23 protein-coding genes and 4 pseudogenes are annotated in these 23727 nt (G+C 60.9%); 23 read left to right on the forward strand and 4 right to left on the reverse strand.

Annotation, left to right across the window (positions count from 1 at the left end; translation table 11 throughout):
• Window positions 1-149: 149 nt before the first annotated feature.
• From LB547_RS22645 to LB547_RS22655, 3 genes and pseudogenes are all read left to right on the forward strand, one after another.
• Window positions 150-401, forward strand: a complete 252-nt coding sequence (locus LB547_RS22645) for a type II toxin-antitoxin system Phd/YefM family antitoxin (RefSeq protein WP_140522731.1) — start codon at window positions 150-152, stop codon at window positions 399-401.
• Between the two features lie 2 nt (window positions 402-403).
• Window positions 404-847, forward strand: a complete 444-nt coding sequence (locus LB547_RS22650) for a type II toxin-antitoxin system VapC family toxin (protein ID WP_140522733.1) — start codon at window positions 404-406, stop codon at window positions 845-847.
• A gap of 171 nt (window positions 848-1018) precedes the next feature.
• Window positions 1019-1642: pseudogene (locus tag LB547_RS22655) on the forward strand (ISNCY family transposase); the annotation flags it as partial.
• 361 nt (window positions 1643-2003) lie between these two features.
• Here LB547_RS22655 and LB547_RS22660 read toward each other — a convergent pair.
• The gene (locus tag LB547_RS22660) at window positions 2004-4628 is read right to left on the reverse strand and encodes an EAL domain-containing protein (RefSeq protein WP_140523374.1); all 2625 of its coding nucleotides are present in this window, start codon (window positions 4626-4628) and stop codon (window positions 2004-2006) included.
• 211 nt (window positions 4629-4839) lie between these two features.
• On the opposite strand from LB547_RS22660, the pseudogene LB547_RS22665 reads away from it, so the two are divergent.
• The 9 genes and pseudogenes from LB547_RS22665 to LB547_RS22705 all read left to right on the forward strand — a co-directional run.
• A pseudogene (locus LB547_RS22665) lies at window positions 4840-4982 on the forward strand (IS630 family transposase); the annotation flags it as partial.
• Window positions 4983-5385: 403 nt separating this feature from the next.
• Window positions 5386-5541: a hypothetical protein gene (locus LB547_RS22670; protein WP_181165398.1), complete on the forward strand. Its 156-nt coding sequence runs from the start codon at window positions 5386-5388 to the stop codon at window positions 5539-5541.
• A 21-nt stretch (window positions 5542-5562) separates the two neighbouring features.
• Entirely contained in the window at window positions 5563-6459 is an 897-nt protein-coding gene (locus LB547_RS22675) for a LysR family transcriptional regulator (RefSeq protein ID WP_140501511.1), read from the forward strand.
• Between the two features lie 185 nt (window positions 6460-6644).
• Window positions 6645-7243 (forward strand): annotated as a pseudogene (wrbA, locus tag LB547_RS22680) (NAD(P)H:quinone oxidoreductase).
• The gene (locus tag LB547_RS22685) at window positions 7195-7869 is read left to right on the forward strand and encodes a DUF1003 domain-containing protein (protein WP_224647543.1); all 675 of its coding nucleotides are present in this window, start codon (window positions 7195-7197) and stop codon (window positions 7867-7869) included. The pseudogene wrbA and the gene LB547_RS22685 overlap by 49 nt, the downstream one beginning before the upstream one ends.
• 149 nt (window positions 7870-8018) lie before the next feature.
• The gene (locus tag LB547_RS22690; RefSeq protein WP_140501506.1) at window positions 8019-8624 is read left to right on the forward strand and encodes a sulfite oxidase-like oxidoreductase; all 606 of its coding nucleotides are present in this window, start codon (window positions 8019-8021) and stop codon (window positions 8622-8624) included.
• Complete coding sequence (locus LB547_RS22695) at window positions 8617-9363, forward strand: ferredoxin reductase (RefSeq protein WP_181165397.1); 747 nt, start codon at window positions 8617-8619, stop codon at window positions 9361-9363. The genes LB547_RS22690 and LB547_RS22695 overlap by 8 nt, the downstream gene beginning before the upstream one ends.
• Before the next feature lie 250 nt (window positions 9364-9613).
• On the forward strand, window positions 9614-10300 hold the full coding sequence (locus tag LB547_RS22700) for an antibiotic biosynthesis monooxygenase family protein (RefSeq protein WP_140522735.1): 687 nt from the start codon (window positions 9614-9616) through the stop codon (window positions 10298-10300).
• A 161-nt stretch (window positions 10301-10461) separates the two neighbouring features.
• A complete protein-coding gene (locus LB547_RS22705) occupies window positions 10462-10956 on the forward strand; it encodes an OsmC family protein (protein WP_140522737.1) in 495 nt (164 codons plus the stop codon).
• Window positions 10957-11139: 183 nt separating this feature from the next.
• On the opposite strand, the gene LB547_RS22710 is transcribed toward LB547_RS22705, so the two are convergent.
• Entirely contained in the window at window positions 11140-11685 is a 546-nt protein-coding gene (locus LB547_RS22710) for a carboxymuconolactone decarboxylase family protein (RefSeq protein ID WP_140501500.1), read from the reverse strand.
• A gap of 113 nt (window positions 11686-11798) precedes the next feature.
• Between LB547_RS22710 and LB547_RS22715 the strand changes: the two genes are divergently transcribed.
• The 6 genes from LB547_RS22715 to msrA (LB547_RS22740) all read left to right on the forward strand — a co-directional run bounded on the left by LB547_RS22715 (window position 11799) and on the right by msrA (LB547_RS22740) (window position 16582).
• Window positions 11799-12746, forward strand: coding sequence for a LysR family transcriptional regulator (locus LB547_RS22715; protein ID WP_140501498.1), 948 nt, complete (start codon window positions 11799-11801; stop codon window positions 12744-12746).
• Window positions 12747-12938: 192 nt separating this feature from the next.
• Window positions 12939-13529: a peroxiredoxin-like family protein gene (locus tag LB547_RS22720; RefSeq protein WP_281405129.1), complete on the forward strand. Its 591-nt coding sequence runs from the start codon at window positions 12939-12941 to the stop codon at window positions 13527-13529.
• Between the two features lie 171 nt (window positions 13530-13700).
• Complete coding sequence (locus LB547_RS22725) at window positions 13701-14636, forward strand: LysR family transcriptional regulator (protein WP_140522739.1); 936 nt, start codon at window positions 13701-13703, stop codon at window positions 14634-14636.
• Window positions 14633-15364 carry a peroxiredoxin family protein gene (locus LB547_RS22730; protein WP_140522741.1) on the forward strand — a complete coding sequence of 244 codons (732 nt, stop codon included), beginning with the start codon at window positions 14633-14635 and terminating at the stop codon, window positions 15362-15364. The genes LB547_RS22725 and LB547_RS22730 overlap by 4 nt, the downstream gene beginning before the upstream one ends.
• 250 nt (window positions 15365-15614) lie before the next feature.
• Entirely contained in the window at window positions 15615-16067 is a 453-nt protein-coding gene (msrB, locus tag LB547_RS22735; RefSeq protein WP_140501490.1) for a peptide-methionine (R)-S-oxide reductase MsrB, read from the forward strand.
• Window positions 16068-16069: 2 nt separating this feature from the next.
• On the forward strand, window positions 16070-16582 hold the full coding sequence (gene msrA, locus LB547_RS22740) for a peptide-methionine (S)-S-oxide reductase MsrA (protein WP_140522743.1): 513 nt from the start codon (window positions 16070-16072) through the stop codon (window positions 16580-16582).
• A 630-nt stretch (window positions 16583-17212) separates the two neighbouring features.
• Here msrA (LB547_RS22740) and LB547_RS22750 read toward each other — a convergent pair.
• On the reverse strand, window positions 17213-18166 hold the full coding sequence (locus LB547_RS22750; RefSeq protein WP_210239479.1) for an AraC family transcriptional regulator: 954 nt from the start codon (window positions 18164-18166) through the stop codon (window positions 17213-17215).
• A 672-nt stretch (window positions 18167-18838) separates the two neighbouring features.
• Between LB547_RS22750 and LB547_RS32675 the strand changes: the two genes are divergently transcribed.
• The 4 genes from LB547_RS32675 to LB547_RS22765 all read left to right on the forward strand — a co-directional run bounded on the left by LB547_RS32675 (window position 18839) and on the right by LB547_RS22765 (window position 22146).
• Window positions 18839-19468 carry a zinc-binding dehydrogenase gene (locus tag LB547_RS32675; RefSeq protein WP_411908935.1) on the forward strand — a complete coding sequence of 210 codons (630 nt, stop codon included), beginning with the start codon at window positions 18839-18841 and terminating at the stop codon, window positions 19466-19468.
• Between the two features lie 65 nt (window positions 19469-19533).
• Window positions 19534-20451, forward strand: a complete 918-nt coding sequence (locus LB547_RS22760) for an NADP-dependent oxidoreductase (RefSeq protein WP_140501484.1) — start codon at window positions 19534-19536, stop codon at window positions 20449-20451.
• Between the two features lie 523 nt (window positions 20452-20974).
• Window positions 20975-21127: an N-acetyltransferase gene (locus LB547_RS32680; protein WP_411909456.1), complete on the forward strand. Its 153-nt coding sequence runs from the start codon at window positions 20975-20977 to the stop codon at window positions 21125-21127.
• A gap of 485 nt (window positions 21128-21612) precedes the next feature.
• Window positions 21613-22146, forward strand: a complete 534-nt coding sequence (locus LB547_RS22765; protein ID WP_181165396.1) for a DUF1993 family protein — start codon at window positions 21613-21615, stop codon at window positions 22144-22146.
• A 212-nt stretch (window positions 22147-22358) separates the two neighbouring features.
• On the opposite strand, the pseudogene msrA (LB547_RS22770) reads toward LB547_RS22765, so the two are convergent.
• A pseudogene (gene msrA / locus LB547_RS22770) lies at window positions 22359-22888 on the reverse strand (peptide-methionine (S)-S-oxide reductase MsrA).
• A 257-nt stretch (window positions 22889-23145) separates the two neighbouring features.
• Between msrA (LB547_RS22770) and LB547_RS32520 the strand changes: the two are divergent.
• Entirely contained in the window at window positions 23146-23628 is a 483-nt protein-coding gene (locus LB547_RS32520) for a hypothetical protein (protein ID WP_318013163.1), read from the forward strand.
• Window positions 23629-23727 lie beyond the last annotated feature (99 nt).

Here is a 23727-nt window from a genome sequence, read left to right on the forward strand (position 1 = left end):
CCCAGCCTCCATCCGCTGGCGATAAAACCGGACAACTCACGTGCTACCTAATCCGGACAACTCATCTGCTTACGACAGTTGGGCTACGGCCTTCTTGTCAAGGCTCGCTCCATAAGCTATATGACTACTTTGGTCACAGGGCTGTCAAGATGAAAGAGATTCAGCTTAAAGACGTGAAGGCGACGTTCTCGCATGTGGTCGACGAAGCGGTTGCAGGCGCACCGACGGTTGTCACCCGTCACGGCAAAAGAGAGGCTGTCGTAATCAGCTATGCGGACTACGAGCGCCTTTCCCGTGTGCCATCGCTGGGTTGGTTGCTTACAAACTCGCCCTTGGAGGACGGCGACCTGCCAGCGCGAAGCCGAAAGCCCGCACGGGCTCTGCGTGACCCGGCGTTTTGACGTTGTACCTTCTGGATACGAATGTCGTCAGTTTGCTCGCCCCCTCGAGACGCAGGACACCCTCCGATGAAAGACTAGTTGCCTGGATCGTCGACAGATCCTCCGACCTTTGGCTGTCCGTCATCACCTCGGCTGAGATCGAGGACGGTATTGCGAACGCCAAGCGAACCGGTGCCACCAAAAAAGCGGCCGCGCTCGCTGAGTGGTGGGGAGAAATTCGTCACTACTACGGTAGCCGCATTCTGCCTCTTGATCTCGAGACGGCAACGATAACCGGGCAACTTATGGCAGTCGCCCGCGGAGCTGGCATCTCTCCCGGTTTCGAGGATATCGCGATTGCTGCCACAGCCACGCAACACGATCTAATCGTGCTCACGGACAATGAAAAGGATTTCAGACCGCTCGGAGTTCGGTATCAGAATCCGTTCATCGGGCTTCCCGGTTAGCTTGTCCAATCGAAATATTGAAGTTCACATAAGTATATGAATAGTAATCACAAATGTTAGTTCCATAATACATGTTATGCGACTTATGGGTATTGCCGCAAAATAGAAATGTCTTGATTCCGCAAAGTAGGAATGTCGCCCTGCTCGCCGATGAGCGAGGGAGACGGCGGGTTGGGACTGATCTTAATGAGCGAGCGCGAGCTGCAACGCATCGAGGTGCTGTCGAAGGTTTTGGAGCGGCGCATGACGGTTGTCTCGGCGGCGCATGTCCTGGATATGACAACGCGCCAGGTCCAGCATCTGCTGAAGGCGTTCCGGACTGAAGGCGCCGCGGCACTTCGGCACAAGGCTCGAGGACGACCGTCGAACCATCGATATGTCGCCGGCATCGGTGAGTTGGCGGTTCGGCTGGTTCGGGAACACTATCTCGACTTCGGGCCGACCTTGGCGGCCGAGAAGTTGGCGGCGAACCACGGCCTGATCGTGTCGCGAGAGACGTTGCGCAAATGGATGGCGGAAGCCGGAATCTGGCTGTCGCGCAAGCAGCGCCGGACATTCCATCAGCCTCGTTTGCGTCGAGAATCTTATGGCGAGCTGGTGCAGATCGACGGCAGTGATCACCGTTGGTTCGAGGAGCGGGGCGATCCATGCACCCTGCTCGTCTTCATCGACGACGCCACGAGCAAGCTCCAGCAGCTTCGCTTTGTGAAGTCGGAGAGCACCTTCAGCTCCTTCGAGGCGCTGGAACTCTATCTGAAGGCACACGGCTGCCCAGTCGCATTCTACTCCGATAAGCCCCAGTCCCCTGGTCGATCATGAGAACCTGAAAGAACCTACCCGGCCTGTCGTATCCGAAGTGAGCCGCGAGCCTTCGGTTCTGCTTCCTTCCCTTCGAGAAGCTTAAGGATGTGACCAATCTCCAAAAGCTTGCCAGTGACGCCAGCGGCTATCGCCTGCGTCATGCGGCGCGAGGCATCAATGCGTCGCTCAATTGTAATACCTGGAATGGAGGCCACCGGGCTGGCGTGAGCCTCTGCCTTGTTAGAAAAGCCATTGGTCTGGCGCGTGAAATGGCGCTAGTACATCCGCTTGGTCATGCGCAGGGGCCGCAAACGGGGGTTGGCGGGCGCCGATGCTCGTCGCGCGCGCGCTGATCTCATGATGCTGCGAGCATTCGCCGGTTGTTTAACAACTTCGTGATGCCGTGTGCGGTCATTGGTCGGCTCAGCGCATAGCCTTGCAAGATGTCACAGCCTAAATTCTTGAGGACCTTGGCCTGCTGCATCGTCTCGACACCTTCGGCGATGACCTCCACGCCCAAGGACCGGCCAATCTGCACAATCGATTGTACGACCTCTCGCTGCTGGGCTGACCTGGCGATTGGACCAACTAGCTGGCGTGCAATTTTCAACCGTCGCGGTTGAAGCTTGAGCAAGCTGACAATCGACGCATGGCCGGTGCCGAAATCGTCAATTTCGATGTCGATTCCGAGTTCCTTGATCTGGTTGACGTTCCAGATCATAAGCTCATCGTTGTCGTCGAGGAAGATTGATTCTAGAAGTTCGAACGAAACGGTTCCTGGTTTTATCGAAAGTGACGTCAGGCTGGTGATCAGCTCCTCGTCCTGAAGCCGTCTCGCGGAGACGTTCACCGAAGCGCGCGGAACCAGGAGGCCGGCCCTCTGCCAGCGATCAAGGTCGTGGAGGGTTTGTTCCAGTACTAGTCGGTCAATAATTGAAACGACATTCAACTCTTCAGCAATCTTGAGGAACCCGGCTGGCGTCTGAAGTCCGTCGGCGGGATGGTTCCAGCGCGCCAGCGCCTCAACGCCCGCAACCTCCAGCGTTTTGGCATCGAACTGTAGCTGGTAATGTGGAACAAACTCGTTGCGTTCCAACCCTGCGAGGATCTCGTCGGCTACCCGTTTGGTCCGGATGATCTCAGAGTGGAGGTCCTGGGTGAAGAACTCATATCGATTGCGTCCCCGACTCTTGGCCCGGTAAAGGGCTATATCCGCGTTGACCATCAGGCGTGGGCCGTCGATGGGACCGTCCGCATCGACTGCGATCCCGATGCTAACGCCGATACGGCATTGATGGTCCTTGTAGGGAATCGGCTGCCGCAATCTATGTATGATGCGGTCGGCCAGCTGTTTAAGCTGATCAGTTGAGATATCGCGTCTGCAGACTACCACAAACTCATCGCCTCCGACTCGGGCAACGAAGTCTGATGAGCGAACAGTTGATGTCAGCTCCTTTGCGGTATGGATCAGCACGGCGTCGCCGATGGCATGGCCGAGCGTGCCATTTATCTGTTTGAAACGATCGAGATCAAGATGCAGAAGCGCGGCGCCGCTGCCAGGCGTTGAGCCTGTGACGGCGTAGCTATCGAGCATCGTGTCAAGGTGGCGGCGATTCGGAAGGCCGGTCAGTGAGTCGTGAAGCGCCGTATGCTCATTGCGCGCTGTCGCCGCCTCAAGCTCAGCACTCCTCGTTTCGGCGAGATCCTTTGCCCGTTCCAGTTCCCGTGTCTGGATCACATCCGCCGTCACGTCCCATTCCGCGCCAACCATTTTGTGATCGGTGCCGTCCCTGTAAGTCTTGGCACGCACGCGGACGTGTCGGACAACTCCATTGGGAAGCACCACACGATATTGCGAAGAGTATATGCCGGTTGCGATCCCTTGCGCGAAATCCCGCTTAGCCTCGTCGAGATCGTCAGGGTGGATCGATCTTGACCACTCTTCGAAGGTTCTTGGTTCGCCATCTGCTGACTTGCCATAGATTTCGTTCAGGCGGTCGTCCCAGAATATAATGTCCGAGTCGAGATCCTGCTCCCAGACGCCAATTTGCGAGGCGTCAAGCGCAAGCTCCAGCCTCTCTGAAAGCTGTGCCAGTCGTCGTTCGCCGCGGCGCAGATCGGCGTAATGCTTATACCGCTGATTGAGAAGCCGCCCCGCAAAGACGATCGGAACCACGACCAGGGCGCCGCCGATGAGCATTGTTAGTCGCAAAATCCAGGCGTTGCGGGGCGTGGTGTTCCAGCCACCCTTGGGAATGGCGGAAATTTGCCAAGATCCTGTCGGCAACCGCACCTCGGAAGTGACGGGATCTTGTTCCGTCACGTACGCGGGACCGTAAAATCGCGCCCCGCTTCTCCCGAGAGCGTCCTTACCTGTCAGAGCGATTTCGATTGGCAGGTTCTTGTCTAAAAGACCGCTGTCCGCGTACAGCTTCGGAACGTCGATCACGGCGGCCACTATGCCCCAGAACGTCTCGCGAGGGCCGTCACGGTCAAGGAAGACAGGAAATCGCCCGATGAATGCCTGACCTCCTTGTTTGAGTTCTACCGGCCCGGCTAACACCAGTTGCTTGTTATCGCGTGCCCGAAGTACTGCTTCGCGCAGCTTTTCGTCTTCGCGGAAGTCCAGCCCTATCGCTTTTTCATTGCCTTCCCTCGGATACATCAACGAGACGACCAGGTCAGGGGCGCCGGCAATGTTTCTGATCTGTGTCTTCTCGCGAAAGAGGCTCTTTGCCAGTTTGGCAAAGCGAGCTTGGCTCATGTTCGGTTCAGTAACGATCGTCGCGACCAGACCACGCGCCAGTTGAAGGTCTCCGTTGACATTACCCTCAAGTTTGGCGCGAACGAGGTTCATCTCCTTCGCAACGTCAACGCGCAATGCCTGCTCGGTTACAATGCTGTTTTGATGGTCCGCAAAAATTCCGGCAGTTAACAGCACCGCAAGGGCGATCACTGCCGGAAGACTGGTCCAGGTCATCAAGGTGCGGAAGCGCTGATGAATAGCAAATGGCAAGATGGAATCTCGGTCGCCCTGATTTCCAGTTGGCGCAGGATATCGGAGCCGACTTAATCGAATCTCTTCGCCTCTACTCAAAATTTATAAAAGACACCTGGAAGACTAACGCGTATCTGGCGTGCGCTGATCTCGCCAGCAGGCGCTTGCGTTTGGATCCTCGCAGACCGGGCCCGATCCCCAGTGCCTGTTCGATGAGCCGTGGATCAAGGCCAACATGGCTCGCTGTCATGTTGGCGGCCGAAGTGGAAGCGGCTGTGCGCCCTGGCTCCGCGCGGCCATTGGCGCACCCTGACCTTCCGTGGCGCGCTGCGCTGTATGGGTGCGCGGCTGCTCCACGAATATAAGGCGATCAGCGCGGCCGGCATGGACTAAGCGGCGCCCCGCGGCAAAAAGATAATCAGCGGCCAGAGCTAACGACCGCACCTGAGCGACGAGCGGTTGAATGATACCGGCGTTTCGCGGTTTGACACCAACTGCGCTGCGCGCTGAATGAAGAGGCGCGCTGAGATCAGAAGCGTGGGGGCGGCTCGTAGCGAGGGACCGTGACTTCCTAATCGCAGGGGATATTGCCGCCGACATCCCATAGCGCCGCCAGGAGCACGCAAACTACCTACTCTCATATGCCGAGAGGCGGTGTCTCACAGATAGACGATTATGTTGAGAGTCGATAGGCACTACTTCCCAGGTGTTGCAGAGCATGGTGCCGCTGAGGAGACCGATGAATGCCTGGAAAGCCGCACTCGCGACCGCAGTCGGCCTTTTTCGCTTCCAACGAGCACGGGGGTTTGGGGTCGCCGCCGTCTGCGCTGCGGTGGCGGTGGCCGCCGCGCTCGATACGATCCTGGCCCTCGTGCTGGATCCGACCTCCGTGTAGCCCGCCGCGAGCCACCAAGTGATGAACGACCGACTCTCAGCACTCAGACTGTTTGCTCGCGCCGCGCGCGTCGGCAACTTCTCCCGTGCCGGGCGCGAACTTGGCCTGTCGCAGCCGTCCGCATCCAGGCTGATCGCTGCGCTCGAGGAGGAGGTCGGCGCGACGCTTTTTAGCCGCACCACGCGAGCAGTGACGCTGACCGAGGCCGGCGCGACGTACTTGATGCGCGTCGAAACGATCCTCGCAGCGCTCGACGATGCCGACCACGAGGCGCGCGGAACAGGAGAGTTGCGCGGCTCGCTTCGCGTCGGCACGCCGACAAGTTTCGCGCTCAGGGAGATCATCCCGCGGCTTGGCGCGTTTACGAAGCAGCATCCGGCGCTGAAAATCGAGCTCCGAGTGACGGACCGCTACCCAGACCTCGTGACTGAGGGCCTCGACGTGTCGTTGCAGTTCGGCGCCCTCCCCGACTCCAGCGCGATGGCGCGCAAACTCATCCACCAGCCAAGGGTACTCACGGCCTCGGCAGGCTACTTACAGGAGCGCGGCACACCCACGATGCCGTCGGATCTCGTGCACCACTCGGTGATCATCAGTCCAGCGCATCCCTCGCCGACTTTCTCCTTCCGCAAGGGCGGCCGCATCACCTCCGTGCGCGTTGATAGCGCGCTCTCGATCACCACCAACGAAGTAGCCACGGCAAGCGCTGTCGCCGGGTTGGGGGTCGCCGCATCGAGCGAAAACAGCGCGCGGGCAGAGCTCGACGCCGGGAAACTTGTTCGGGTGCTGCCCGACTGGGATTTCGGCTCGATGGAACTGAATGCGCTCTTTGTCAGCGCAAAGACCATAAAGCCCGCCGCCCGTGCGTTTACCGACTTCCTTCTCAGGGAACTCCGCGCTGCAGACGATCGACCATAGGATTGCAGCGATAGCGCGGCATTCCCGGCAGTTATTGATACGATACGTTTACCCTTCCTGCCCCGAAACTTAATGCTAGCAAAGCAAGCACCCGACCGGACGCCCTCGCGCCGGAGGTTTTCTGCATGCTTCGAAATAGCCGAAGACGCGTAAGCGGGCGGCGGTCAATACGATGAACGGCTCCCATGGCCAAAGTGCTAGTACTCTACTGCTCCTCCTACGGGCACATCGAAAAGCTCGCACACGAAATCACCGCGGGCGCGCGCGAGGCGGGCGCGTCCGCCGACGTGAAGCGAGTGCCTGAACTTCTATTTCCGGAGGCGCGAAGGCAGCCAACGACAACCTCGACCAGACCGCTCCAGTCGCGTGCATCGACAACCTCGCCGTGTAGGACGCGATCGTCTTGGGCGCAAGCAGGCGCTGCGGCAGGATGTCGTCCCAAATGGCAAGTTTCCTCGACCAGGCTGGCGGCCTATGGGCGAAGGGAACCCTCAATCGCAAGGTCGGCGGCTCCTTCGCGTCATCGACGACGCAGGATGGCGGCCAGCAGACGACGCTGTTCACCATCATCACCAATCTGCCCCACTTCGGCATGACGGTGGTCGGAATGAACTGCGGGTTTGCCGGCCAAAGGAAAGTCGATGAGATCGCCGGCGGTACGCCTTACGGCGCCACGACAATTGCCGGCCCCGACGCGCAGCGGCCGCCGACCGAGAACGAGCTTGCCGGCGCCCGGTGCCGGCGACGAGCCATCGCGGATATCGCCACGAAATTTCACGGCTAAACGACGCGATCAAAAACGCGGTGGGGCGCTGGCGCGTCGACCGTGCAATCAAGCGGAACGGTGCTGGCAACGTGGAAGAGAAGGTGGAAGACCAGGACGGCATGGAACAAGCCGAGCATGACCTGCTCGCCGACCTCAGGCGAGCGCGTCGCTCATTTCGTCTCCAGGACATGGATGAGTCCGCGGCGGCTGCGTGCCTGACGCCCGGGCAAAGGATAGCTGACGCCGTCGCCAGCGTCATGGGATCGTGGAGTTTCATCATCGTGCAAAGTGCGATCCTGGTCGTCTGGATAGGGGCCAACCTAGTCAGCGCGATCAGGGGCTGGGACCCCTACCCGTTCATCCTTCTCAATCTCGCGCTTTCTTTCCAAGCGGCCTACGCCGCGCCAGTCATCATGATGAGCCAGAACCGGCAGCAGGACATCGATCGCAAGGCCGCGGAGAATGACTACCGCATCAACGTGAAGGCGGAGCTCGAGATAGAGTTGCTGCATGAAAAGATCGACCAACTACGTGAGCGCGAAGTCCTGAAGCTGACGGAGGCCGTCAGGATGCTGACCGAGCTGCTGGAGCAGTCGGCGTCGGGCGCACGCGAGGCCGATGCGGAAGGCGGACGGCGATCATAACGCCCGGCTATCGACTTCATGGCGTGACGTCATTTCCCATTCGCGGCGCGGAATACTATGTTACGCCGGTACCTTGCTCATCCGGCGCACTACGGCTTGGCGTTGCGCGGGACGACGCTCTTTTTACCTGCCGAGGAAGGATGTCCGCCATGGTTACTCGCGGTTTTACCGGCCGCCAATCCGGATCGGAACTATCGGATCGGATTCCCCCGGGACAGCACCTCGTCGACAATTTCCCGGTGCTTACGGCCGGTCCCACGCCGAGGATCGAGCCCGCGGACTGGACATTCACGCTAAAGGTCGGACCTCGTCCGGTCAAAGCTTGGAGCTGGTCGGAGTTCAACGCCCTCCCACGAACCAAGATGACGCGAGACATCCACTGCGTGACCTCCTGGTCGAAGCTCAACACCGCGTGGCAGGGCGTGGCCGTCGACGATATCCTCGCCGACGCCGGCCTCAGCGCACCCACTCCGTTTGCGCTCGCCCATTGCTACGACGGCTACTCCACGAACGTGCCACTGGCGGACCTCGCGACGGGCAAGGCGATGATCGCACTCGAGTACGAAGGCCAGCCACTGCCGCGCGACCACGGGGGGCCGGCGCGGCTCTTCGTGCCGCATCTCTACTTCTGGAAGTCGGCGAAGTGGGTAAACGGGCTTCAGTTCACCGAGCGCGACGAGGCCGGCTTCTGGGAGCTGCGCGGGTACCACATATACGGGGATCCGTGGCGCGAGCAGCGATACACGAATGACTGAAGCGATTGGCACAACCGCGCGATGGCAGAGCTGCGCGATTGTCGAGATCGCGACGAGAACGCCGGCTATAAAGAGCTTCTTTCTTCGCCTATCCGAACCGTTCGAGTATACGGCCGGACAGCACGTTGACGTGCGGCTGACTGCACCCAACGGCTACACTGCCATGCGCAGCTACTCGATCGCGTCGGCCCCGGGCAATTCCAAAGTGATCGAGCTGGCGATCGAGCGCCTCGCGGACGGCGAGGTCTCCCCGTTCTTCCACGACGTCGCTCGAGCAGGAGATATGATCGAGCTTCGCGGGCCGCTTGGCGGTCACTTCCTCTGGCCGGGACCGACAGCGAAACCGCTGCTCTTGATCGGCGCGGGCTCCGGCGTCGTGCCGCTGATGGCAATGATCCGGCATCGGAAGGCCAGCGGCGAGCCAGTGCCTGTCGCGCTGTTGCTCTCCTCCAGGACCTGGCGTGACGTGCTTTTCAGGGACGAGCTCCTCGAGCTCGAGAGGTCGCTTCCCGATTTCGCACTCGCCCTGGCCTTGACGCGCGAGCCGGCGATGCGCAGCAGCGACTTCAGCAGGCGGATCGACGCGGCGATGGTCGCCGACGTCGCGGCACGTCAGCCTGTCTCTCCCGGCAGCGTCTTCGTGTGCGGGTCGACTGCTTTCGTTGACATCGCGGCGGACGCGGCGCTCGCATTGGGACTGGAAGCGAGAGCGATCAAGGCCGAACGCTACGGCGCTTGAGGGACCGTTCCTTTCGTTTTGCGAGAGCATAATTTTCGCAAACGCCAGATTATCCGTGCGGCCTGCAGCGACTTTAGTGGTTGAATGCGAGGACCCGCGCAGTGAATGAACGGGAGCCACTGGGGTGCTGTCCAAGGCGACCGATGTCGACGGCTGGAACGTCTTCTGCCGTCAAGAATATGTGCCTTTGTCGGGCCATTTCGACATTGGGACTGACTGCGTCGAAGCACTCTAGAGACGGGATACGAACATGTTTTCAGTGATTTTCGAAGTCCTCCCCAATAAAGAGAACTGGGATGACTACCTCGACAGCGCCAAGATGCTGCGCCCCGAGCTGGAGCAGGAAGAGGGCTTCGTCGACAACATCCGCTACAAGAGCCTGATCCGCGAGGGCTGGATCCTTTCGCTTTCGAACTGGCGGGACGAGAAGTCGCTCGTGCGCTGGCGCACCCGCAGGCATCATCACGAACTCCAGCAGAAAGGCCGCGACGAAATCCTCGCCGACTACCACCTGCGCGTGGGTCAGATCACTGCCGACAATCAGCTGCCGACGGGGTACGCCCTCACGGAGCAAAGGCTCGATGAGACTGAATTTGGGGAGGGCACGACGGTTACGCTGATCAACGCGACTCGCCCCGCGCAGTGGAAGCAAACCAACAACCCGTACGATTGTGCCGAGTGGCTTGGCCTGAATCCGTGGGCCGCCGACAGCACGTTCTGGGACATCTTTGACGCCGTACTCACGCCCGGCGACCTGATTCTCCTCATATCGTGGAAGAACGCCGCTGCCGCGCAGGCTTATGAGGACGCTTCTGCGCCGAATAACAAGGCCAGGATCCGAAGAGTGCGGATCGTGCGCGACTACGGAAAGTATGACCGTCGCGAGGCGCCTCAGTACTACGCGGATGCCGAAGGTGGCGAGACCCTCCACGCCTGATACCCACTGTCGGGAACCGTCGACCCGCAGCGTGATAAACCCTACGTTCGCAAAAGTGCGGGCCGCGGGGGAGCCAGGTCGCGCTCGCGAGGCCGTAGCTACGATACCTGGTCAAGGCGGGCCTGCCAAAAGGCCCTGTCGAAACCTGAAAGGAAAGCACGATGACGAACTCGAATGATGGCGCTCCCCACCCGCAGGCCGTGGTAGGCGGCGATCTTGACGGCGCCGGCGCGCTCAACGGCCGCGCCGGCGCATCGGAATTCTCCATTGGCGGCCTCAATGGGAGGGGCGGCATCACGGCCGGGGCAAACCCCTACGAGCTGCTCAGCGCTTCGCTCGCCGCGTGCACAGCGATGACGATACGGCTGCAGGCGCGAAGGCGGAAATTCCCGCTTTCTCATGTCGAGGTGGCTGTTTCATATCACCACGGCATCGAGGGCAGCCGCGACTCCTTCGAGCGTTCCATCCGGCTCGAAGGAAACCTGAGCGACGAGGAACGTGCCCAACTGATGCAGGCCGCGGACATGTGTCCGGTGGGGCGGACGCTTGGCCTCAGCGCCGACATCCGCACGAACGACAACGTCAGCGTCGGGCGAGCGGCTAGCTATGACGACGACTTGCGCAAGCTTCCGATCCCGAACATCGACCCCGACTAGAGGCATAATGCCGAAGAATGTGAAGCGGTTTTCGGGCAACACCATGCTCAACTTCTCCGATTTAGAGACGAATTCAGATTTCAGGTCGATTCGACCTGAAATCATCTGCTAGCGGGCCGCGAGGTAGACGGCGAACGCATCGGCATCGTCGCGTCGAGCGCCGGAGAGCGGCGTCACCTGGCGTTAGACTGCCTTCGCGGGCCTCACCTCCGGAAAATCAATCGGGGTCCGCACTGCATTGTTCACGAAGTTGGTCAACAGGAACTGAGCAGTCAGCGCGATCATTTCGAGGGTACTAGCATCCGTCCAGCCCGCATCCTTGACCGCCGCAAACTGGGCGTCGGAGAGTTTGCCGCGCGTCTCGATAAGCGCCTTCGCGAAGGCGACCGCAGCTTGGCGCTTGGAGTCGCTCGATCGGCCCTGCCGGTTTAGATCGATTTCCTCCGGAGGGATCTTCGCGAGGTTCGTTGAGACATAGCTGTGCGCTGCAAGGCAATAGTCGCAGCCATTTGCCTCCGAAACCGCGAGCGCGATGCCCTCCCGGGTCTTCAGATCGAGGGCCTTGGACAGCGACCCCATCAGACCGGCCCAGCCGCCCAGAACGTTCGGACTGATGGACATGAGGCGATAGTGGTTCGGTACGAAGCCGAGCATCTTGTTGATGTTGTCGAGGATTGGCTGGGATTCGGCAGGCGCGTCGTCGCGACCCGGGATAGCGATGCGGGACATTTCTTCTCCGTTGGACTCTGGCCGGCTCGGTTTTTGAATTGCTGTGGTAGCCTCTGCCGTTCGGCGCCATAATTGCCTAATCGTGAGAAATGGCCTCTCGGAGGGTGAGAGAAATGGACCGGTTTGAAGCAATGTCGCTTTTGGTAAGGTCGGCGGAGGCCGGCAGTTTCTCCGCGGCAGGCCGTCAGCTCGGCGTCCCTCTACCGACCGTCAGTCGGAAGGTCGCCGAATTGGAGACCCACCTCAATACCCAGCTGCTGGTCCGATCGACGCGGAAACTGTCCCTGACCGAAGCGGGGCTCGCCTACGTCGCCGCCTGCAAACGCATCCTGGAACAGGTCGAGGAAGCCGAATCGCAGGCCTCTGGGGAGTACACAGTCCCGCGCGGTACGCTCACGATGACCGCGCCTATTGTCTTTGGGCGCTTCCACGTAGTGCCTGTCGTGAATGAATTCCTCGCGCGTTTCCCGCAGATCAGCATTCAACTGACGCTCACCGATCACACGATCAACATCGTCGACGAGCACATCGACCTGGCCGTCCGCGTCGGCATGTTGCCCGATAGCACACTCGTCGCGACGAAGGTGGGCGAGATCAGGCGTGTGGTGTGCGGCAGCCCCGACTATTTCGCCGCCCATGGCGTCCCGAAAACGCCTGACGACCTGGCCGAGCACATGTGCGTGACGTTCACGGCACTCGCAGCTGGGATGACGTGGGTTTTCAAGCCGCGCGGCAAGGCGACGAGGAGCGTGCGTCCCTACTGTCGGCTGAAGATCAACACGGCGGAGTCCGCGATCGACGCGGCGCTCGCCGGCGTCGGCGTGACGAACGTGCTCTCTTACCAAATCGCGAGGCCTGTGGCCGCGGGGAAGCTCAGGATCATCCTGGAGGACTACGAGCCTGACCCGATCCCGGTGCATCTGGTGCACACCGGACAGGCGATCCTGCCCCTCAAGCTGCGGCGCTTCATGGAGTTCGCCGCTTCTCGGCTGCGCAAGTCGCTTGCGGCCGACCTGGCCAAGCTCTCCGCGCCAAAGATATGCGCAAAAACGACGAAGTAGCCAACTCTCTCTCGGGCGATCATTCATGCATGAGAAAAATAACTCAAACTCGCGCGGCAAGACTACCGGAGCCACGCTGCACCAGCGATTATGCTAGTGGCATGCCGGGCCGCGCGCGACGAGCCGAAGATGTTACTCCAAGACGAATTGGACGCCGTTAGAGCCGAGGATTTGGCCAGGACCCCGCCGAACGTGACGCTGGTTCGGCAACGGGCGGTGGAAGCGCTTGCCACATCCGGATTGGCCGAGCGGGCCGCGCAGGCCGGGGATCAAGCCCCTCCGTTCCGGCTGCATGATGGGCATGGCCGGGCATTCTCATCATGCGAGGCGCTGCGTCGAGGCCCGATGGTTCTCTTCTTCTACAGGGGGAGATGGTGTCCCTACTGCACAGTCGACCTTCGCGCGATCGAGGCGTGCTCTCACGACATACGCAGCCTCGGCGCCTCGCTGGTTGTCATCTCACAACAGACGGCCCACAACAGCCTTGAGACGCAGAGGTGGAATGCCCTTTCATTCGCGAGCCTGGTCGACGCGGGTGGCAAGGTCGCGCACGCTTTCGGCCTACGCTGGAGGGCCTCCGACGAACTGCGTTTCGTCGAGAAGGAATGCGGCATAGATCTCGCGACCTTCAACGGCGATCCGAGCTGGACGTTGACTATGCCGGCCCGGTACGTCGTTGCGCCCGACGGAACGATCAAATACGCCGATATCAGTGTCGACTATACGCGACGCGGCGACCCGTGCGATCTGATTCCGGTCCTCGCCAACCTCGCTGCGCACTAGCCGCTTTCTGGGGCTCCAGAAAGCGTGTCCGGGCGTCCAAACGAATAGACCCGGCCATTCCAACGTGCGCCTGCAAGTGGCATCCATGCTCCGTTGTTACGGCGTGCCCCGCACGCCACCGGGTGCATAACCTCGCCATCATAATGGTCAGCCACTTGACGGAGAAAACACATGGAGCTTCATCAAGTCCGCTACTTCCTCGCCGTCGCGGCCACCCTCAACTTCACTCGCGCGGCCGAGCAGTGCAACGTAACGCAGCCCGCCCTGACAAAGGGGGTGCAGAAGCTTGAGCAGGAGCTCGGCGGCGAATTGATTTACCGTGAGCGCCAATTGACGCAGCTCACCGACCTCGGAAAGGAAGTCCTTCCGATGCTGGAACGCACATTGTCCTCGGCGGAGGCGGTGTGTCGCAGAGCCCAGGAGTTCCAGCGCAAGGAGGTCGCACCACTGAAGATCGGCCTCGCCCCCTCCATCTCGGCGTCGCTCGTGCTCGATCCGATCGCGGAGATTGCAAAGTTCGTGCCTGGACTTCACGTGGAGCTGTACGAGGGTGTAGCGCAGAGACTCGTCGATTTATTGCTTGAGGGGGAGATCAGCGCCGCAATCGTCGGTGACGTGCCCGACATGCCCGCCCGCATCGACGACTGGTTGCTATTCGAGGAGCGCTACGTCGCAGTTCTCGCGCCAACACACCGCTTGGCGAACCGTCTATCGATCGGTATCGACGACCTCCGACAGACCGTCTTGCTGGATCGCGCGGGATGCGACGTCGCCCCAAAAATCCAACAGACGTATTTTCCAAAGGGACCACCCCATCTCGGCCACTGCAGCGGTCATGAATTGCACCTGCAGCACATGGCGGCGGCTGGCTTCGGCGTGATGCTCGCACCAGAGCACATGCCGCGCCTTCCCTCACTCAAGACCATTCCGCTCGAAGGCGATCAGGTTTGGCGGGAAGTCCGGTTGCTGGCTGTGCAGGGGCGCCGCTACTCGCCGGCGCTGGACGCTTTTGTCAAGGTCGCGCGGCTTCGCGACTGGTCGATCGATGTCCCCCATCGCGGGATGCTGGACCCAACGTTTCCGAAGGCGGCGGGCGTGCCGGCATGACCGCGGCACGCACGCCGCCGGCCAACCGCTTCCAGCCAACCGATCCGCAGTTTGACGCCAAACGGATGCCAAGCCAGATCGACAAGACACTCGCCCAGATTCGTTCGGAGCTGTTGACGAGGTTCAGCGAAGCGGACTGGGCGTCATACAACCACCTCGTGGGCTGGCTTCGCGATATAGACGTGGTATCGTACGCGTTGAAGGTCGGAGATGCCGCGCCGGACTTCCTCCTTCCGGACGCGGACGGTCGTCTTCACTCCTCCGACCAGCTGCGCCGGGGCGGCCCCCTCGTCCTGAGTTTCTTCCGAGGAGACTGGTGTCCGTTCTGCACCGCCGAGCTGTGCGCCCTTCAGGCGGCGAAGGAGGAGTTTGAGAGCGTCGGCGCAACTCTCGCGGTCGTGACACCCGAGACGGGACAATTCCCGCGGCAACTCAAGCGAAGTCTGGGCCTAGACCTGAAGGTACTGTCTGACGTCGACTACGGCGTTGCGTTGTCGTATGGCATATTGTTCCGGGTGCCTGACGAAATCAAAGCGCACTATTCCGGGCTCGGTTTCGACTTCGGTGCGCGGCACGGTTCGCCAGTCTGGATGCTGCCCATTCCCGCGACTTACATCATCGACACGGAGGGCCGGATCCGCAGCGCGTCCGTCGAACCCGACTTCACGATGCGGGCGGAGCCGGCGCAAATCTTGGCCTCGCTGCGCCGTGCCGCTTCCACGTCTTAGCCGGAGGGGTCCGCCACCCAACACCACGACCTGTTGCGGACCGCGGCCGGTGGGCGCGTCGCCCCGACAGGGATCGACGGCTTTGAACAAGCATGTCGAGGACGGAATCACTCCGACCGACGGCTCGCCAAAGCAGTGCTTCTTGCCGCTTGCGCTGCGTCGATGGCATCGTTTCGATAGCCCGAGGTGATTAGACGCTCGCCAACCCGCTACCTATTCTTCCAGCCTGCGCGAGAAGGAGCTCCGCGAAATGCCGACCTATAGGAAAAACCCAGCGACGGTCTCGAAGCTGACTCCGGAGCAGCACCGCGTCACGCAGACTGACGGGACCGAGCGCCCTTTTGCCAACGAATACTGGGGCAACAAGGAGCCTGGCCTCTACGTCGACGTGGTTTCCGGCGAGCCGCTGTTCGCATCTTTCGACAAGTCCGACAGCGGCACCGGGTGGCCGAGTTTCACGCGGCCTCTCGAGGCCGCGAACGTCGTAGAGAAGGACGACAGCTCGCATGGCATGACACGGACCGAGGTCCGCTCCAAGCACGGCGACAGCCACTTGGGCCACCTCTTCCCGGACGGACCGCTCGACAAGGGCGGGTTGAGATACTGCATGAACTCGGCCTCCCTTCGTTTCATCCACCGCGATCAAATGGAGAGCGAAGGGTACGGCCAGTACGCGAAGCCCGTTGCAAAACAGGAGGTCTGACAATGGCAGCGAGTACAGAACGAGCGATCCTTGCCGGCGGTTGCTTCTGGGGAATGCAGCAGCTGATGAGGCGTTTGCCCGGCGTCGTGTCGACACGGGTCGGATATTCCGGCGGTGACGTCAAGAACGCCACCTATCGCAATCGCGGCACGCATGCAGAAGCTATCGAGATCATCTTCGATCCAAGCAAGACGAGCTTCCGCGACCTGTTGGAGTTCTTCTTCAAGATACACGACCCGACCACGCCCAACCGGCAGGGGAACGACCGCGGCACGAGCTACAGGTCTGCGATCTTCTACACCAACGACGAACAGCTACGCGTCGCGCAAGACACGATCGCCGACGTTGAAGCCTCAGGACTGTGGCCGGGCAAGGTCGTGACCGAGATTTATCCCGCTGGCGATTTCTGGCAGGCGGAGCCCGAGCACCAGGACTACTTGGAACGTTACCCGAACGGCTACACCTGTCACTTCGTCCGGCCGGGTTGGAAGTTGCCGCGAAGGAACGCCGCCTGAGGGCGGCTGCGGTACGTGTGACCTGCGGCGGGCACATCTTGACTGCATGTGCCTCACAAACCGTTTTGTTAAATATTCCCGCCGCCGCGAAGTCGCCCACACACGACAAGGCTGCGAGATTTGGACGGCCGGACACAGCTTTCAGATTCCAAGCGCGGATGCATCAGATGTTCGGCGACGCCTGGGAATGGACACGCACAGCCCGTCCTCGCCTCACCGGGGTTCCGCGCGGTCGAGGGCGCGGTCGGCGAATACAATGGCAGTTCATGTCCGGGCAGTTCGTTCTACGCGGCGGATCTTGCGTGACGCCGCCGGGATACCTCCGCGCGAGCTATCGCAATTTCTTTCCGGCACACGCGTTGGCAATTCTCAGGACTTCGCTTGGCGGCGGACAGCTCGGTCCGCCTGTTCGCGAACGACTTGAAGGCGCTCCGCCGGAGGATCGCCGAAAGCCTTCTGTGAGTTCCGCGACGTCGCCTCGGCTGAGAGAAAACGCGGAGCCGTGATGATCTTCGTGTACCACCTGAAAGCCTTGATGTCTCAAAGCGTCCCGTGGCTGCTGGGGGCGCTGGTGCGTCCAGCGCACCTTACCGCGGTCGCGCCTACGCAATCCCGGAGCGAACACCGGCGTCAGGCTGCGTCGGATTCCTCGATCGCGTCTTCGATCGGCGTAGCGCTGTTGGACCAGGCTCGCTGCGCCTTGGCGCGGTACTCTGATGGGTCGCTGCCGTAATATCTGCGGAAAGTGCGCGTGAAGCTGCTTCTACTCTGGTAGCCGGCGTTCAGGGCGACCTGATCGACAGACAGCGCATTGGCCGCGAGCAGGTCCGCCGCGTGACGCATCCTCACGCGGCGGAGCAATGACATTGGAGACTCTTCGAAGGCGGCGGAAAACCTAGCCATAAAAGCCGAGCGGCTGAGACCGACGGCATGAGACAAGCTCTGGACAGTGTGCGGCGCGGATGGGCGCGAGGCCATTTCGGCAAATGCCCGTGCGATCGGAGGATCGCTCAAGTTCGAAAACCGCTCCACCCACGCGTTCGTCGACACCAGGCTGCGCCGGAGCAATGCGAGGAGAACAAGTTTCAGCAGTGCCGCCGACATCGGCCCTCCACCAACCTCCTGGGCTGCGAGCTCGGCCATCGCGTAGGTCATCACTTGGTCGAGCTGGTCGTGCACGTCGAACCTCTCGACAATGGGCGTTGCCAAGGAGGCGAACAAGTCGAGCGCCGGACCATAAGTGGCCCGGAAGGCCCCGCACGCAAGCACCAGTGTCGGATCACCGTCTCCGACGGTGTGCCGCTGAGACGACCCCAGTGTGAAGCCGCCGTTGTTGTGTTTGCCGGCGTTCCTTAGTGCGATCGGATGCTCCGTTGCGGTGATCGTCATCGCTCGCCCAGGAGGGACGACTACCAGCGTGTGCGGTATCAGGCGTATGGGCGTTTCATGATCACGGAGAATGAACCCGGCGCCTCGAAAGCAGTAGTGGATGGTGGAGGTTGCCGCGCGGGCAACCGCCAAGTGGGCTCCCGCCGCAAGCGTGCACTCCGACAGGCTGACTAGGGTGACGTCCAAAGTGGTCATCAACTTGTCGAGGTCTTGTCGCGATATACGCCAGAACGGCTCGCCTGCCACGTCCAGAAGCCTTCTTTATGGTGCTCAGGCCCAGCTCGACTGCGAGACAGCGGGACGATGCCATCTCGCCCACGCCTTCGGCCTGCGCAACCGGGCGAAGGGCCATTCACGCTCCCACCTGATGTGGGATTGATCGGTTCGATCTTCACTGCCTTCAACTGAAGACGCTGAACAATCACTCAGTTGCAGCTGACGGAGTAGTGGCTGAAGTCGAATTAGATATATTCAGGCGCAACATGAATGATCCTGCTGAGCGTCTCAGCGACCGGCAAACTTTATAAATTCACACAAACCGATGCCCAGGCGCCTCAACAGGAAGCCCCGAGTCTCGGTCGCACGGCCGAATTCGCGACCGACCGATCGCGACGCACCAGTATCGGACGTCAGCGTCATACCTACACTGTGCGTGCCGCGCGGCCACGCGGCTCCTCGGTCTGCGACAGTATCCGGGACAGTCCGGCAATGAGCGTCCTTGCAACGGCCCTGGGCAATTGTGAGCATGGCACCTTTGGATGACGATACCTCGCGCCTATCGAAAGCATGTCCAAAGGGAATTTCTAATTTCGTCCGCCGCGTCCGATCTTTGAGTCTGGCTGGGCCGGCCGAGCACACGCGGCCGCCTTGACATCGATTGAATTTATTGCAGCGCGTCGCGCGTGGGCTGCAAAGGAGCGCTCTATGGACTCGCGATTATGCCGCGACCAAAAAGTGGTTTGCAACTTCCTGAGCAACGAACAGAGCGACAAAATTTTCCATACGTCCGTCGCGGCTTTCTCGACGTTGCCGCTCCCCGCGGGCGCTGCTTCGCTGGCGCCGGGCGTCCTGGCAGGAACGGCGGCAAAGATCGCCGCTCTCGCGGAAGCATCCCAACCCACCTCCTCCCAAGCCGTGGATGCTTCCGCGAGTACTATCGCCACCAGATTGCCATCGCCAACGCCCTTCTATCTTTCATTCGGCCGGAACGAAGCCGGCTTCGTCGAGGTAACGGCCAACGTGATGTTTCCTGCGGAAGCGCTGATACCGCGCCCGCTGACCATCGCCGGCCCGGCCGGAGCACGGCCCACCAATGGATTGGCGGTCGACTTTGTCGTCGAGTCCAATCGTGACCAACTGAATGAGATTGTCCAACGGGTGCGGGACGGACGATTGCGGACGAACATCGACAAAGTCGTAACCCTCGACGAGGCGATCGCCGCGTTCAACGTGACCGAGCGACGTAAGGGGAAGACGATCATCCGCATTCGTCCGTGAGCGAATCGCGCTCATCGATGAAGCATTTCCGCTAAGCAGACAAAAGACCCGAGGAGACAATTCCCATGAAAGCGATCGTAGTGACGGACCAGGCTGCAGGAACGGCCGGGATGAAGTTGGTGCAGCGGCCCGAGCCGCAGGCGGCGATAAACGATGTCGTCGTCGAGATCCATGCGTCGGGGTTCGTCCCGACCGAGCTGACGTGGCCCTCGACCTGGACCGATCGCGTCGACGGCGACCGGACGCCATCGATCCCCGGGCACGAACTGGCCGGAGTGGTCACCGCCCTGGGCTACGGTACGACGGGACTGTCGGTGGGCCAGCGGGTGTTCGGCCTCGCCGATTGGTATCGCGACGGCACCCTGGCGGAGTATGTAGCCATGGAAGCGCGCAACCTCGCGCCATTGCCGGGCGATATCGACTTCACGGTGGGCGCTAGCCTGCCGATCTCGGGCCTGACCGCGTGGCAGGGACTGTTTCAGCACGGCCGTCTTCAGGCGGGGCAGAGCGTCCTTGCGCATGGTGCGGCCGGCGCCGTCGGGTCGATGGTGACGCAGCTCGCACGAGAGGCCGGCGCCTACGTCATTGGCACCGGACGCTCTGCCGACCGCCAGAAGGCGCTCGACTTCGGCACAAACGAATTCGTCGACCTCGAGAACGACACCCTGGAAGACGTGCGCGCAGTCGATCTGGTGTTCGATGTCATCGGCGGCGACATCCAGAAGCGGTCCGCGGCGCTGATCCGAGCCGGAGGCACGCTGGTGACCGTCGTCGGCCCGGCCGAGACGCGGCCCGTGGAGGGCCTGGCGGTCGACTTCGTCGTCGAAGCCGATCGTGCCCAGCTGAGCGAGATCGTCCAGCGGGTGCGGGACGGACGGCTGCGGACGAACATCGGCAAAGTCGCGCCCCTCGACGAGGCGATCGCCGCCTTCAACTCGACCGAACGACGCGCGGGGAAAACGGTCATCCGCGTTCGCCCGTGAGAGACACGTGCCGATCGATGCACGCAGCCAGCCGACGCCTTAATCCTTACCGGTCATACCGTTCCTGTCGCCGTGAGTGCAGGGTGACGGTCGGGAGCCGATTCGTCCGCATGGGGGCCATACCGGACGATGCACCATTCGAGGGAGTGGCTCCAAACAATGCGGCTCCGCAAGCTTGTGGCAAGGAGTTCCTCAATGGGTCTTGATGGATAACGGCGCGATCCGAGATGTCCTAGAGCGGTCGATAGAAATTGCCTTATGAGCTGCGAAGCGTCTTCGTGGCCCGCGTTGCCAACGTCCTGACGGTGGGGCGTTGCGCCGCGTTATTCGATCGCCGTGCTTCCAGGCACACGCTTCGCTCGCCGTCTGCCGGCAGACCACCGCCTATTGGCTGCTAACTTTGTTAGGCTGATGAGCAAGGAGACAGAAGGTGAAAAGGGAGATCCGGGACAATCCGCCATGAGCCGGTTTGCATTGCCTCTAGATTCGAAGACGGCGGGGTCGTCCTGCACACATTGGTGTCATAAGAGCTGTCCGGCCTGGGTACGGATCGCGGCTGGCGCATGGCGTTTTCGAAGCATTGCAACGCGACGGCAAAAGAGCGATCGCGAAGTGCCCCTTCATGTCTTCCTACGCCGCGCCGCACCCTGAGTACGGTGCGTTCCTCGACGGCTGATCGAAGACCGACGCGACGCCGGTTGCGACCGGAGCTTTTGGACAACGATATCCCATTCCTATCAAATGCATATCCAAAAGGAATTTCTAATTTCGTCGGTTGAGTCGGATGCTGACGTCCATTCGCCCGGTCGCGATGCGTGGCCGCCTCCAAAGCGATTGAATTCGCCAGCCAAGTCATAGTGTCTTCAGCGAGCGACAAAGGAGACCTCCAATGAAGTTACCGAGGACTGTCAGCCTGGGCGTTGCCATTGCGCCGGTCGCCGGCACCGCAGTGGCGCTCGCACAGGTCAGCGGAGCGGCTCCAGCCTGCCGCACGCGTAGGCGCTCACCTGCTGCGGCGGTTTCTCCGAGCCAATGTCGAGTCCGGCAGACTGGCGTGGCTAAATCGGAAGATTGATGGGCTTATTGTGACCACTCGTTCCCGTCAGCGACCTTTCGGGTCCGACGGACGTTCAAAGTACAAACGAGCGCATGGAGATTGGCGTGTCCTTCTCGGTCTATGACATCACTGTCCCTGTCATGGTACATGGCCTGAACGTGATGGATGATTATCTCGACCACGCTCAAGCGCTCGAGCGGAGCAAGGGATTCGATCCCGGGAGGATCCTTGGCGAACGGCTCACGCCCAGCATGCTGTCTTTCGGAGGACAGTTCTCCGTAAGCTGCAACAAGGTCGACGCGCACATGGCGAAGTTGATGCAGCGCCACCCGCCGGCACCCCGCACCACGGCGATGATGTATCCAGCATTGAAGGGGCGGCTCGTTGAGACGCGCGGCTTTCTACAAAACGTGCAGCCGGAGGAAATTGCCGGCGCGCAGTCCCACACATACGAGCTGACGCCGCCTATCGTGCGCGGGTGGTACGGCGGCGACGACTATATCCGGCACCTGGTTCTGCCTGACTTCTTCTTCCACATCTCGATTGCTCACGCGATCCTCAGGCGGCTCGGTGCGGCTATTGGGAAGCGCGACTATCTCGGTAACCTCACTCAGCAGAGCGGCGGTGATTACTCGTGAGGTGGTGGCGCGACGCACGATAACAGCCGATGCCTTCAGGCCTGGAAACGAGCTCCAGGCACATCAGTAGTGAGCGAGTTGCGAGAGGTCATTGGCGCGCGACAAGGCTTAGTTGAATTTGAGGCCGATATAGCCGAGCTGGGAGCTGCGGGTATCGACCCTCTCGTTTAGGTTCGGGCACAAGGGGATATGGCAGGCTCCTGGAAGGCGCCTCAGTCCTCCGGTCCCTCGACGGTCCGCGTCGCCTGGCATGCACGAGCCGACGGCAGTCGCCAGTTTGGCCGGATAATGGCAGCTTTGGCCGCCCGGGTGCCGTTGCAGGTAGTCCTGGTGCTCGGCCTCGGCCTGCCAGAACCGCTCCTCGGAGTTGATTTCAGTCGTGACAGGACCGGGCCACAACCCAGAGACATCGATTTCTGCGGCCGTCGCGAGCGCCGTCTCCTTCTGCCGTTCGTCGGGGGTAGAAGATGGCAGCTAGCTTGGTCCAAAGTCGCTCCTGCTCGTAGGTTGTCGGGTCGTGAAACTGGAAGAAGCGTTCAAGGATGGCCCGGTAGCTTACCACCGCGGGATCGAAGATGATCTCGATTGCCTCTGCGTGCGCTTGATGGTTGCCGTAGGTCGGATTGGGGAGGTCGCCGCCAGTGTAGCCGACGCGTGTCGAGACCACGCCTCGCACTCGCCGGGACATGGCCTGCATGCCCCAGAAGCATCCACCAGCCAACACCGCCTTTTCCGTCGCCATGTTGGAGTTCCTCTGACCGGCCACACGCCGTAGTGAGAGTACCGGTCGCCGACATGGTAAGATCATAGAAAGCGGACATCCAATCGATAACCGGCCGGGATGAGGTCGTCACGGACAGTCCTGCTACCCAGCCTCCGACAGGGCGCCTCCACGACCGGCTCTGACGTGCAGCTCGCTACGTGGAAAGCGGAGAACGAACTTACAAGCGGCTTGGGCGGTTTTGAAGGCTGACCGCCGGTATCTGATGAGCGTGATCTTTGTCTGACATCATTTGCTTTTGGCGAAAGTGGAAGAATTCGTCGCCTACAATTCCCGACCGGCATGAAATCCATACAACGTTTTCATTGGCCTGGATTGGCGGCTTCGGGCGAAATCTGAGCGCGCCAGAAACAACGCAATTTTCGATCCTGGGCAAACACACATTGCAGAAGAACTCCCGCAAACCAGAAGGACACCTACTAATGAACCTGAGACCCATTCTGTTCGGAGCATTGGCTTTTTCAACGCTTGGTGGCGGGGCTTTCGCAGGCGCTCTCGACTCGCCAGCGATGATGGCGCCGTTTTTCAATGATGCAGGAATGAAAACGATGAAGCCCAAGGCCGAATTCGAGGCCGCGTGGAAAAGCATGTCGAAGAGCGATCAGGACGCGATGATGAAAGAGTGCCAAGATGAGGCAATGAGCAAGCCTTACGCGGAATTTTGTGCGAACCTAAAGCCGCTAGGCGGCGCGAACCATTAGGCCGAAGCCCTTGATCGGCGACGGGCCTCGCGCCCGTCGTGCATGACTTGGCTGCAAGCCTACATCGAACGGCAACACTCCGTCAGTGGAAGACGGCTC

This window comes from Mesorhizobium sp. B264B1B, from assembly GCF_020165765.1.
GTDB lineage: Bacteria > Pseudomonadota > Alphaproteobacteria > Rhizobiales > Rhizobiaceae > Mesorhizobium.